We start from the raw sequence: 12,594 nt of genomic DNA on the forward strand, positions 1-12,594 counted from the left end.
AAGTACGGGTAACGTCTAAGCAGCGCCCATCGTATTCCGCCGAGTTGTCGCTTCTTGCAGAAGCCTCACGGGCTGCTTACTGACCGCGCTGGGCTTCGAGTGCCTTCGCTTCCTCCCAATGCCGATCCATCTCTTCGAGCGACGCATCCTGAAGAGTCTGCCCGACCTCCAATAGACGCGCCTCGATATGGCGGAAGCGACGGGAAAACTTTCGGACGGTCGCACGCAGGGCATTTTCTGGGGCGACTCCGATGAACCGGCCGTAGTTGACGAGCGCAAAGAGCACGTCGCCGAACTCGTCTTCGAGAGCACCCGGGTCCTTTGCGTCCAGTGCTCTCAGTTCGCCGATCTCCTCCTCGACCTTCGCCCAGGCCCCGGACGCCTCCGGAAAGTCGAAGCCGACGGCTGCCACTTTTTCTTGAACCCGCTCCGCGCGCAACAACGCGGGGAGGGCCTCGGGGACCCCATCGAGCACGCTTTGCCGTGCCGGTTTACCCCCTGTGTGCTTCGCATCAGCGGCACGCTCAGCCTGCTTGATCGCCTCCCACGTCTTCACCACCTCGCCGGTTGAGTTGACCACCGTCTGGCCGAACACGTGCGGATGGCGCCGCACGAGCTTCTCCATCTCGGCTTGCATCACGTCTTGAAGCGTGAAGTGCCCCTCTGTCTCGGCAATGTGCGTGTGGAAGAGCACGTGTAGGAAGAGGTCGCCAAGCTCCTTTTTGATCTCGTCCGTGTCGCCTTCGTCGATGGCGTCGACGAGCTCGTACGTCTCCTCGATCGTGAGATGCTTGACGGAGTCGTTCGTCTGGACGCGGTCCCAGGGGCAGTCACGCCGAAGCCGCCGTACGATGGCGACGAAGTCTTCGAAGGTGCGTGCGTGAGCCGCCGCACGGTCGTCGTCGGTGAGGCCGAGGTTTAGGGTATCCACGTGAGCGCAGGAAAGTAGTAGAGTGCGCCCTCCCTATCCCCCATCCCCTGCCCCCTGTTCCCTCGAATCACAACCAGATCACCCCCAGCCCCAGCGCTACGCCAACGGCGTCGGCTGCGAGGTCGCGCCAGGAGAAAAGCGGATTGCGTGCGCGGCGGCTGTCGGCGACTTCCTTGAGCAGCCCCACGGCAAGCGCTCCCGACGCCGCCAATGGCCATGCTTGGCCTTCGGTAGCCTCAAGCTTGTTCACGAGGACGTACTGTCCGGAGAGCGTGAGCAGGAAGCTAGCGCCTGCGTGCAGCGCCTTGTCGCGACCGAGCCACGGATCCACTTGGCGGACGACGACCACCGAGTCATCGATAGCCGTCAACGCCGGGGACTCTGGCAGCCCCCAGGCTTCGTAGCGGGGCGCCACGGCCGCCGAGTCTTGCGCCTGCACCGAGGCAGACATCAGCAGGAATAAGGCAAGACCGGCGCGCATCAGCCGAGGATCATCTGGAGGAAGACAATCAGAATCGCGATTGGGCAGATGTAGCGCACGAGAAAGCGCCAAGCGCCTGACGCAGGCAGCTTGTGCCCACTCGCTTCGAGCGAAGTCTGGGCGCGATCTGCGCCCCATGTCCATCCGACGAAGAGACAGAGCAAGAGCGCGCCGATTGCGAGCGACCAGTTGCCGAAGATGGTGTCTTGCAGGGAGAGCCAGTCCATGCCGAAGACGCGGTCGCCGCTGAGGCTCTCGAAGGCCCCCTGCGAGAGCGCCGACGGCACCGCAAGAACGAAGCAGACGCCGCCGAGCAGCCACGCCGCCTTGTTACGCGTCCAGCCCTTCTCGTCCACGCAGTAGGAGACGACGACTTCGAGGAGGCTGATCGTCGAGGTCAGCGCCGCGATGGCGAGCAGGAAATAGAACGCGATGGCGAAGGCCGTACCGAAGGGCATCGCCTCGAAGATGGTCGGCAGCACTACGAAGACAAGCCCGGGGCCGGCATCCGGCGCCACGCCCGCCGCGAACAGCGCCGGGAAGATGATGATGCCCGCGAGCATCGCAATGCCCGTGTCGAAGAGCGCCACCGTCGCCGCCGACGACGACAGATTCTCCTCGTTGGGGAAGTACGACCCGTAGGTGATCATCGCGCCCATCCCGAGGCTCAGGCTGAACAGCGCTTGGCCCAGTGCGCCCATGATGACGCTGGCGTTGACTTCAGAGAAATCAGGCTGAAAGAGATAAGCCAGCCCTTCCCCTGCTCCGGGCAACGTCACCGAGCGGATGGCGAGCAAGACCAGCAGCACCAGCAAGAGCGGCATCAGAATCGTCGTCACGCGCTCGATCCCGCCGGAGACCCCGCCGCGCACGACGAGCACGGTGAGGAATAGGAAGCCACCCGCGAGGGCAATGGCTTGAAGTGGATCGCCGATCAGCTCCAGGAAAAGTGCACCGCTCTCCTCCGCCGTCATCGTGACTGCAAACGCCCCGGACATCGCTTTCCAAAGGTAGCCGACGGTCCAGCCGGCGATCACGCTGTAGAAGGAGAGGATGCCGAAGCCCGTCAGGACACCGAGCCCGCCGACGATCGGCCAAGCCGAGCCCGGCACGAGTGCCTTGAAGGCGCCAACGGGGTTGCGCCGCGTCTCACGGCCGACCGCTAGCTCAGCGAGCAACACCGGAAGCCCGATGGCTGCCACAAAGACGAGGTAGATCACCACAAAGACGCCGCCACCGCCCTCGCCCGCTGAGTAGGGGAAGCGCCAGATGTTGCCGAGCCCGATGGCCGAGCCGGAAGCGGCGAGGATAAAGCCTAGGCGGGATCCCCAGAATCCGCGCGAGGAGGTGGTCGGTGCTGCCACGTTGATAGGTGACTGGTGGGAGTTCGGTGGACAAGCGGCGAAGCTACGGACCGCACCGCCTGCTCCTCAACCCATTCTCTTAGCGTCCACCACGCTCCGCTTCTGCTACGTTCGCGTTCTCAGCTATAGGAACACCTCGCCGCACGAGCACCTGACGGATCCGGTGCTGTTCGACGGCCTCTACTTCGATCTCCAACTCCTCGAAGCGCACCGTGTCGCCCTCCTCCGGCACCTCCCCGGCGAGGTGGAAGACGAGCCCGCCCAGCGACTCAAAGTCGAACGTCTCCGCGTCGAGATCCGTCTCTAAGCATTCGGCAAGCTCTTCGAGGTGGATGCGGGCATCGACTCGGAAGAGGTCGTCGGCAATCTGTTGGCAGGGCTGTGGCTCTGGCGCGTCGTGCTCGTCGCGGATGTCGCCGACGATCTCTTCCAGAATGTCTTCGAGCGTGACGAGGCCAGCCGTCCCCCCGTATTCGTCCACCACTATGGCGATGTGCGTGCCTGTCGAGCGGAACAGGCGGAGCATCTCGTCAAGCCGCTTGTCTTCAGGAACGAAGAGCGGACGGCGGGCGATGCGGCCCCAGCGTGTCGGCGCTGGGGCATCGGGCCCGAGGTAGCTGAGGAGGTCTTTCGCGAACACCACGCCCAGGATGCGGTCGAGGTGCTCGTCGTAGAGCGGAAAGCGAGAGTGGCCGGACTCCCGCACCAGCGCCACGGCCTCGTCAAGCGACGCGGAAGCGTCGAGCGCTTGCACGTCGAGGCGCGAGATCATGACCTCGCGCACGGTGGTGTCGCCAAACTCGATGAGGGACGTCAGAATGGCTCGCTCGTTGTCGTCGAGACCGTCCTCCGGGGCGTCGTCGTCGTCCAGGGTTGCACTGTCGGATTTCTCCGAGTCTGGCCTGTTTCGAAGGAGTTCGGCGAGCGGCTTGGTAGCGGGCCAGAAGAGCACGTAGGCCGCCGTCACAAACGGCGTCAGCGCGATGCCTAAATCCACGGGGTCGGCCTTTGCTCGGCGGCGCATGAGGCGCTCCGCCCAAACAAGGAAGACGACGAACACCGCCAATAGACTGACAATCCACGCCGCTGTGATGCCAGGGAGTCTGCCTGCGAATCCTACACTCGTGATCGCGACGCCCAACAGTGGAAGCAGGTAGGCAAACCGTAGGGTGAGCCTGACCTGTAGGCGACGGTCAAGCAACCATAGCAGTCTCTTAGCCCGGGCCCCGCCGACCTCGTCCAAGAGGCTTCGGTGACGATCGTTCATGGGCAGGAGTGCCTTCTCCGCGCCCGAGGCTACCACCATCAGGGCAAAGCCTACCACAAGGAAAAGCCCGCGCGCGGCGATCTCCGCCAGGGGCGGAAGCAAGGCGGGAAGGGTGAGGAGCGGCCCGAGTGCGGGCCAACTAGAGGCAGGGTCCACGAGGGGGGAGCGTCGTCGCTCCGGCTGGTCAGCAAAAGCGCGGGCGTCAGGGTAGGACCTGTTCAGGACGCCCGCGTGGGTAGCGAGGGCAACTTACATCCCTAGCATCGGCAAGTTCGGGTTCGCCGTTAATTCCCGGCATGTCCGTCGCGCCCTCGTCTAAACGAAGCGCTCGCCCGGGTGATTGCTTGGTCGATGGCGTAGCCCGCCAGCAGGCTCTCGTAGACGTCCACGCCCATCGTTCCGCGCACGTGGTCGCGAAGGTCTACAAGGTCACGGTAGCGAGCAAGTGCCTCGGCTTCGCCTGGGTTGCGGCCGGTCTCGTCGCACCAGTCGAGGAAGTCGTCCGTGTCTTCGACCGCTTGCAGGCGGCCTGCGGTGAAGAAGAGTACCTGTCCGAGCGTGGGCGCGGGGTAGCCCGGCTGCATGGTGATCGGCTCGGTCCAGGTGCCCCATGGCGACGTGCGCTCGGCGCTCGTGACCGTCACCTGGTAGCGCTGGCCGCCAAGCGGCTGCACACGCATCCGTAGCGCGCCCGCGTCGATGGCGTCGTCAATGTAGTCGCTCACGGGACCAGAGTAGCTAGGAGGTCGGCGGCGCGGGTCGAGTCGGCATCGGCGGTAGCCTGGAAGACACGGAGCGAGGCCGTGGCCAGGGTGCGCGCTTGGGCGGCCTTGCCGGTCTCGGCGAGCGTCTCGGCAAGGAGAAGCTGCGCGTAGGCGGTGCGCCCGTCCGTCTCACCAAAGGCATCGGCGCGAATCGAGAGCGCTTCACGTTGCAGCGCAGCAGCAGTATCGTCCTGCTCCTGTCCCTTGGCGATGTCGGCGAGCAAGAGCAACGAGAGGGCCACACGCGGATGGCGCATGCCCAAGGCCTCGCGACGGATAGCGAGCGCACGGCGCTGATGCCGTTCCGCCTCGTCGAGCAAGTCACGCTCCTCGAAGCTGTCGGCGAGCCCTTCGAGCGGCTGCGCCACGTCGGCATGGCGAGGCCCGAGCGTGGCCTCACGGATGGCGAGCGCCTCGCGATACGGGGCCTCGGCGCGCTCCGGTGTGCCTAGGCGGAGGTAGAGCCCACCCAGGTTGATGAGCATCGCGGCGACCTGCGGATGGTCGGGGCCGTAGGCAGCACGGCTCACGTCGAGCGCCTCGTGGAAGAGCCGCGTCGACTCGTCTGGTTCGCCGCGTCCGTAGTGGAGGATCGCGAGCCCGGTGAGCGACTGCGCCACGTCGGGGTGGTCGTTGCCGAGCGCAGCTTTTCGAAGACGGAGCGCTTCCGACTGCGCAGCGAACGCTTCGTCGGTGCGGCCCTGACGGCGGAGCAAAATACTGAGGTTGTTGAGCGTCCTACCCCGAGCCGCGCGGGCGCCCTCGACCGGGGGCAGTGCGATAAGCGCCTGCCGGTAGAGGTGCTCGGCCTGCTCCTCGTCGCCGAGGTCTGCGCGCAGCGCTCCGTACGACGTGCGTGCCTCGGCGAGCTGTCGCCCCCCGCTGCTCCTGAGCGCATCGAGTGCCGCGCGGTAGAGGGTGTCGGCCTCCTCGTAGCGCCCCTGCCAGTGCACCGCCTCGGCCACGCGGCGGCGACTCCGGGCCACGCTCGTGTCGGCCAAGCCGAGGTGACGAACACGCAGCGCGAGGGCCGTGCGCGCCTGCGTTTCGGCGGCGGCGTACTGCCCCATCCGTTCGTAGGCCGTGCCCATCACGTCGAGGAGGTCGGCCTGGACGAGCGGTTGGTCGGCCAGGGTGCGCGTGAGGCGGGCCGCGCCGCGGTCGAGGAGTGCCTGTGCCGTGAGCGTGTCGCCGCGGGCGAGTGCCGGGTTGGCCTGTGCGAAGAGGTCGAGGAGGAACGCGCTGACCTCGGCGGCCTTGTCGCGCTCCCGCTCGGCGATGCGCGCCTGCTCGGCCACCCGCTGCGACTGGATCGCTGTGACGATGCTAAACACGACGAGCAGGGCTGCGACGAGCGAGGCTGCCGCAACACCTACTCGGTGGCGGCCGACGAACTTGCGGACGCGGTAGCCGACCTCGTCGGGCAGCGCTCGGACGGGCAGGCCATCAAGGTGCCGACGCAGATCGTCGGCGAACTGCTCGACGGAAGCGTAGCGGCGGCTCGGCTCCTTGCGCATCGCCATAGCGACGATGGTGTCGAGATCACCCCGGAGGCGCTTGGCAAGCGCGCTCGCCTCGATGCCGGGCAGTCCGGGGGCCTCGCCCGAGGTGACTTGCTGCGACGGAGGCGCGGGCGTCGTCTCGCAGACGATGCGTTCGACTTCGGCGGGGGCGGCGTGCGTGAGGTCGTACGGCCGGGCGCCGGTCAGCAGTTCGGCGAGGAGCACGCCGAGGCTGTACAGGTCGCTCGCTGTCGTGATCGGCTGGCCGCGAAGTTGCTCGGGGCTAGCGTAGGCGGGCGTGAGCAGCCGCGCGGCGTGGTGCGTGACGAGGCCCGCGTATTCCGACAGCCCCGGGTTGAGCAGCTTCGCCACGCCGAAGTCGAGCAGCTTCACGGTCGGCGCGTTGCCCGCGTCGGAGGCGACGAGGATGTTCGACGGCTTGAGGTCGCGGTGGACGACCAGGTGCTGGTGGGCATGCTGTACCGCTGCGCACACGTCGAGGAACAGCCGCAGCCGCGCCTCGACGCTGAGGCGCTGGCGGTCGCAGAAGGCCGTGATCGGCTCGCCCTCTACGTATTCCATCGCCAGAAACGGCCGCGCTGCCCTATTGTCGCCGCCGCCTTCCCCCGTGCTCCCACCGTCCAGCAGGCGCGCGATGTTCTTGTGCGACATGCTAGCGAGGATCTGGCGCTCAGCACGGAAGCGCTGCACGAGGTCGTCCGTGTCGAGGCCGCGCCGGATGAGCTTGAGGGCGACGCGCTGCCGGAACGCCCCGTCGGCCCGCTCGGCGGCGTAGACGGTGCCCATGCCGCCGCGCCCGAGGCGCTGTACGAGGCGATACGCCCCCACGGTCGTGCCGAGGAGATCATCGCGGTCTTCGTCCTGCGCGAAGGCGGCGTCCGCTAAGTCTTGGAGGCCCAGTTCGCCCAGCCGCGCGACCGGCGCGAGAAAGCCGTCGTCCTCGGCGTCGTGCGCCGCGAGCAGCCGCTCGACCTCTGCGCGTACGGTAGGCTCAGCGGCATCCAGCAGCGCGGCCCGCTCGCTCTCCGCCGCGCCGAGTACGGCGTCGAAGAGGGCTTCCACCTGCTGCCAGCGTTCGGGCGTCATCGCGGTACGGTGTGGACGGTTCTTTGTGGAAACGTATGCACGTGCCACCCGACCTCCAACTCGACCCCCTGCATCGCAAGACTCCGCCCGGTCAGCGCACGACCGTCACCCGCGTGGCCTCCCGTCCGTCCGTGCTCTGGAGTTCGACGACATACGTGCCCGGCGCCCAACCGGCGGTGTCGATCTCGAACGTACGGGCACCCGTGAGCGGCCCACGGTAGACCTCGGCAACGAGCCACCCCAAAAGGTCATACACTGCGATACGAAGGTCCGTTGAAGTCTCGACAGCCACGTCGATGCGCAGGGCATTGGTCGCTGGGTTCGGGTACACGGCACCCAGCACCGTCTCACCGCGCTTTCCCGGCTCCCCAGCCTCGCTCGACGCCGCCACCGCCTCCACCGTCCGCAGCACCGCACCCCGACGCAGCGGACCGCCCTCCCCTTGACTGAAGCCCACCCACACCCGGCCCTCCTTGTCCACCACCACGTCCTCCACGCGCAGCGGGTTGCCCACCAACTCGGTGCCATCGAAGCGCCCCACCTCCTCCCACGTCACGCCGCCGTCCAGCGAGCGATGCACCCCCCCGAACGCGCTCGTGTCCACGCCCGCCGTGAGCACCCCCCACAGGCTCCCGTCCGCGCCCGCCGCCAGCCGCCCCACAAACTGGAACTCCCCCGCTGGCAGCCGCCCCACCGTCTCCCACGTCTGCCCGTCCTCGCTGCGCCGCACCACCCCGTTGGGCGAGCCCCCGTCGTCCACCGGCCCGTTCATCAGCGTGAAGAACGCCCCCAGCGCCTCCGAGTACACCACGTGCTCGGCATCGAAGCCGAAGAACGTCACCAGGTTTGACGGCTGCCACGAGAGCCCGTCGTCTTCGGAGACGGCTGCGCCGCCGAGGCCCACGAGCACGAGGCGGCCGTGGGGCAGTTCGGGCGTGGGGGGGCTCTGGGCGAAGAAGCGGCCGAAGACGGCCTGGAAGACGGGGTCGGTGCGGCCGATCACGGTCCAGGTGTCGCCTGAGTCGGTGGAGCGCTCGACGCCGAGGTTGTCGGTGGCGGCGACGAGGGCACCGGAGTGGGTCTCGATGATGGCCTCGCCGCGCGCAACGGCGACAGGGGTAGTGCGCCCGTAGTCGGTGGACATGCGGAGGCTGCGGGCGGCGAAGAAGAGGCGGCCGTTGGAGGCCATGAAGACCGTGTCGTGGCCTCCGCGCTGATCGTGGGTCGCGAGAAAAGCGTCCGGACCGTCTCGACGCCAGACGTATGTCCCATCGTCTCCGACGAGGTAGATCGTGGAGTCGCCTGACACAGCAAGGTCGTTGACCTCAAACTCGCCGTTGACCACCTCCCACAGGATCTCATCGCCCGCGTCCTCCTGAGCGGAGGCCGGGGATACCCCCGCGAACGCGAAGCACGCGAGCACGAGGCTTGCGACCACGTTCCGGCATGTACGACAAGGGCGTTGCGAGATCATGACCTACTCCGCCACCGTCAGCGTCCGGTGATACTGCCGCGCCCCTGCTCCTGTCGTCACCGTCACCTGCACCACGTACACTCCCGGGGCCAGCCCCGCCGTGGAGAGCCGGTAGGCGTGCTCCCCTGCCGTCTCGCGCCGCGCCGTGCCGGTGCGCACCCGCTGCCCGAGCGTGTTGACGAGCGCCAGGCGCACCTCGGCCGCCTCGGCCAGCGCCAGCGGTACCGTCACCCCGCCTGCCGTCGGGTTCGGGTACACCGGCTGCAACGCGGTCACCATGGGCACCGATGCGTCCTCCGCTTCGGACGTGGCCTGCACCGGAGCCGTTGCTCCGTCCAGGTCAATCCGCTCGAAGGGCACCGCGCGCGGTTCCTCCGACGCCTCGCGCTCACCCCGAAGCGCCCGCGCCGTCTTCAGGTCCGCCAGCCCCTCGTCCTCGGGCCACCGCACCTCGAACGCCTGCAACGCCTCATCGGCGGCGTTCAGGTCACCCGCATCGACCGCCAGGGAGAAGCGCGTCAGCCAGCCCCGCCGTTCGTGTTCGGTGCCCGCAAACTCCGTCGTGAGCGTCCGGGCCGTCTCGGAGGCCGCGTCTGTGCGCCCTGTGCCGTAGTAGATCGAGGCGAGCGCTTCGAGCGCCCAGCCGCGGTTTGCCGGCCTCCGGCTCTCCCCAACGAGGAAGCTCTCGAGGCCTGGGTAGAGGTCTCTGCGCCCCAGCTGGGCAGCCACCGCGAAGGCGCGGCTCGCCTCGTGCGGGGTCGCTGCTCGCTCAATGGCACGCACGGCATGGTCGATGGCGACGCTGCGGTCGGCGTTCTCAAAGCCCTCGGCGATAGCGAGCCAGCGCTCAAGCATCATGCCCTCTGGAGGGCCGCCCGGAGCCAGACCGGGTACGTCCTCGCCACGAATCGCTTCCGTCGCTCCAGTCTTCGCGTAGGCCGTCTCCGTCCGTAGTGCCCTCATGTGGGGTGAAGCCCTCATGTTGGAGGGAGGGTCCTCCTCGGTGGTGATGCCGAGGGACGAGCAGGAGACGGAGGGCCCGGGCGGACTCGAGAGATAGGGGTCGGAGTCAAAGGCACCGCCGTTGCTCACGTCGATGTAGGCGGGGTCGGGGCCGAGTGCGCGGTCCCAGTAGTTGCACTCGGCGATGATGTCCGAGTCGTCCGCCTTGATGTGGCGCTCGTTCGGGTTGCCACTGTTGCGACGGAACCAGTTGTTGCGAAAGCTGTCACCGAATATCTGCCCAGCACCGCCAGCGTAGATCATAGCGTCCTGAAGCCCGAAAAGGGTGCCTACGGTGCTCACCTGCACAACGTTGTTTTGGCCCGAGGGAGCAGTCGGATCATAGAAGCCGAAGCCTACTTGGCCATGATTGTAGGCACGAACGCCCCACGTAGCGCTGTCATTGATCTCGGAGAGCCGTACGTAAATGTTGGCGTCGTTGGCGTAGACGGCCACACTCTCTGTGTCGTCAAGTATTACCTCGTCGAGATAGATCTCAGCGCTGTTGTTGGCGACGATGTGGCGGTGGACGTTGTCTCGAATGGTCGAAAAGTTGTCACTACTTGGGCGCACATGGACCACAGCCTGCGGCCCTGTAGCTAAGAGCCCTCCGCCAAAGCTGTCCTGAATGACGACGCCCTCGAACACCGGACTCGCGTTGTAGACGTACACGGATGGACCGGGGTTGTTGACGCCCGGAAAGTTGACAAGCTCGATCGTGGCGTCTTCCAGAAGTCCGCCGCTGCCCGGCTGGAAGCGGATCCCCTCCCAGCCCTGTGCGGGGTCTGTAGCAGTAAACACGGCGCCGTCCGCGTTGAGTGTTCCGTTTACGACGAGGCGCGTACCAGGCGCGAACGCCAGCGTGACAGCACCAAGGTCCCATGTTTCCCCCTGGGGAACCGTCACATTCTGTGAGAACGTACCACCATACTGCTCAATTGTATATTCTAGAGATTTATATGCGTTTATTCTGCCATATCCGACATACTGATTCCACTCTATGCTCTCATTCGTTGTAGGATTTACAATTACCGAAAACGGATGATCTATCTCGTCAACTTTCTCTGCACCTCTTGTAATGGCTTCATACAGCTGATCCGTCCTAATATCTGGATTAATTGAAAGTATTAGAGATGCCAAACTAGATACCATTGGCGTCGCAAAAGACGTCCCAGTCGAAGAACGTGTCGAATGATCCCAATAGACTATAGGCCCATTTGAAATTCTTGTCGATGCCAGAACTGGGACATTGCCACCCGGTGCAGTTACATCTATATATGATTGCTCGGAGTCACTAAAAGGATTAATTCCTGGACTAAAAACATACCCATCCAAGAACTCATCATTGACATCTACCGCAGATACTGCTATCACTTGAGCCTCGTATATATTACCACTCCCATCATCAATATCGTCGTAGTACAAAGCCGCTGGGTACGCTGGTGGCGTATACGAAAAAATTCCATCATTTCTATTTCCAGCAGCAGCAATAACATGCAATCCTATTGATATAAAATCACGTACATATGAGCGAGCCGTTCTCCCTCCCTCATACTCTTCATCCGGATCGTTATCAGTATCTGTAAGAAGCCAACTGATGTTTACCACATCGACGTTTGAGTAAGCAGGACTACTAGGATCATACAGAGATGTTAACAGCTCTTCAAAACCAGTGAAGTTATTTTCAAATCCATATAACTCTACGTCCCACCCTAGGCTAGCATGATAAAGCCCATTATCAGTTTTTCCGCCTGCTATTCCAGACACTCTACCACCATGACTAAATCCCCTAATACCACTTCTACAGCTTACCAGAGTTAGCACATCCCTAAGATCATCGTGGATATCAGTAAATAGAGGGCTATTCAAAGGATTGCAATTAAAGCTATCTAGTACAGCAATTCCTACCTTATTACCCAAAAACCCACCACGTGTAATTTCCCACGCTTTTTCTGCATCTATCGCCTGGAGGTTCCACTGGTCACCATATTGCCCATCACTAGGTGAACTAGCATACCTTAGAGCAGATGGATACTCTGCATAATCAACTTCGGGAAGAGCTTCAAAATCCTGAACAGTTTGAGAGAGTGGTACGGGTGAAGCAAAATAGAATTCGATAAGCTGCGACCTCTCGGTAACCAAAACTTGATTACCCGTCTTCAAGTGCGTTCGGAAGTTACTTCCCCACTGAGCGCTCGGAGAAGTTTTTTCCATAGCGACTATACCATATGAAGAATCAAGCTGATTTAGTAGCGATGAAACCGCTGGAAATCCTGGCTGTATACTCTGCCCATTTAGAGACTTCTGACCAGGTTGTGAGCCGAACACATATGCATTGAAATTTACTCTTACCATTTCAGCATATAAGTTGCCCCCACCGTCTTCATAAAATGGAACCTCTGACTCAGAACCATCCTGCAGCACCACTAATGATAATTGCTGAGCGCCTGCCGTTTTAAATTGAACTGATGCGAATAAAAAGCAACCAAATAATATTACATTAATTGATTTCACGGAGATCTTGTGCGATGTTAAGATGCTGATCAGAATGCTGCTAGTGTAGTACATCATATCCCAGGTGGAGTGAAACAGTGAGGTGAGTGGTACAGTTGCTACGCATCACAGGCGTCCCCTAACGTAGTACAAACCCTCAAGTACCCATAGGGTTCCTTCCTACGTTAGCAAGTACTCCAACATTCCCC

Annotated in this window: 8 protein-coding genes; all 8 read right to left on the reverse strand. The window is 63.5% G+C overall.

The features are described 5' to 3' along the window. Window positions 1-76: 76 nt before the first annotated feature. The 8 genes from mazG to AAFU51_02615 all read right to left on the reverse strand — a co-directional run bounded on the left by mazG (window position 77) and on the right by AAFU51_02615 (window position 10,693). Window positions 77-931, reverse strand: coding sequence for a nucleoside triphosphate pyrophosphohydrolase (gene mazG / locus AAFU51_02580; GenBank protein MEO1570135.1), 855 nt, complete (start codon window positions 929-931; stop codon window positions 77-79). A gap of 67 nt (window positions 932-998) precedes the next feature. After that, the gene (locus tag AAFU51_02585; protein ID MEO1570136.1) at window positions 999-1,412 is read right to left on the reverse strand and encodes a hypothetical protein; all 414 of its coding nucleotides are present in this window, start codon (window positions 1,410-1,412) and stop codon (window positions 999-1,001) included. Next, window positions 1,412-2,776 carry a sodium-dependent transporter gene (locus AAFU51_02590; protein MEO1570137.1) on the reverse strand — a complete coding sequence of 455 codons (1,365 nt, stop codon included), beginning with the start codon at window positions 2,774-2,776 and terminating at the stop codon, window positions 1,412-1,414. The genes AAFU51_02585 and AAFU51_02590 overlap by 1 nt, the downstream gene beginning before the upstream one ends. A gap of 79 nt (window positions 2,777-2,855) precedes the next feature. Beyond that, window positions 2,856-4,145: a hemolysin family protein gene (locus tag AAFU51_02595; GenBank protein MEO1570138.1), complete on the reverse strand. Its 1,290-nt coding sequence runs from the start codon at window positions 4,143-4,145 to the stop codon at window positions 2,856-2,858. 182 nt (window positions 4,146-4,327) lie between these two features. Beyond that, window positions 4,328-4,768, reverse strand: coding sequence for a hypothetical protein (locus AAFU51_02600; protein ID MEO1570139.1), 441 nt, complete (start codon window positions 4,766-4,768; stop codon window positions 4,328-4,330). Continuing rightward, window positions 4,765-7,416 carry a serine/threonine-protein kinase gene (locus tag AAFU51_02605; protein MEO1570140.1) on the reverse strand — a complete coding sequence of 884 codons (2,652 nt, stop codon included), beginning with the start codon at window positions 7,414-7,416 and terminating at the stop codon, window positions 4,765-4,767. Before AAFU51_02605 ends, AAFU51_02600 begins: the two co-directional genes overlap by 4 nt. A 91-nt stretch (window positions 7,417-7,507) precedes the next feature. Then, window positions 7,508-8,854, reverse strand: coding sequence for a T9SS type A sorting domain-containing protein (locus AAFU51_02610; protein ID MEO1570141.1), 1,347 nt, complete (start codon window positions 8,852-8,854; stop codon window positions 7,508-7,510). Between the two features lie 39 nt (window positions 8,855-8,893). Beyond that, a complete protein-coding gene (locus AAFU51_02615; protein ID MEO1570142.1) occupies window positions 8,894-10,693 on the reverse strand; it encodes a T9SS type A sorting domain-containing protein in 1,800 nt (599 codons plus the stop codon). Window positions 10,694-12,594: the final 1,901 nt, after the last annotated feature.

The organism is Bacteroidota bacterium (assembly GCA_039821555.1).
GTDB lineage: Bacteria > Bacteroidota > Rhodothermia > Rhodothermales > Rubricoccaceae > JBCBEX01.

Bases quoted from the DNA above. Each gene is read 5' to 3' on its own strand.
- AAFU51_02585 (MEO1570136.1), bottom strand. From the start codon at position 1,412: ATGCGCGCCGGTCTTGCCTTATTCCTGCTGATGTCTGCCTCGGTGCAG.
- AAFU51_02605 (MEO1570140.1), bottom strand. From the start codon at position 7,416: ATGACGCCCGAACGCTGGCAGCAGGTGGAAGCCCTCTTCGACGCCGTA.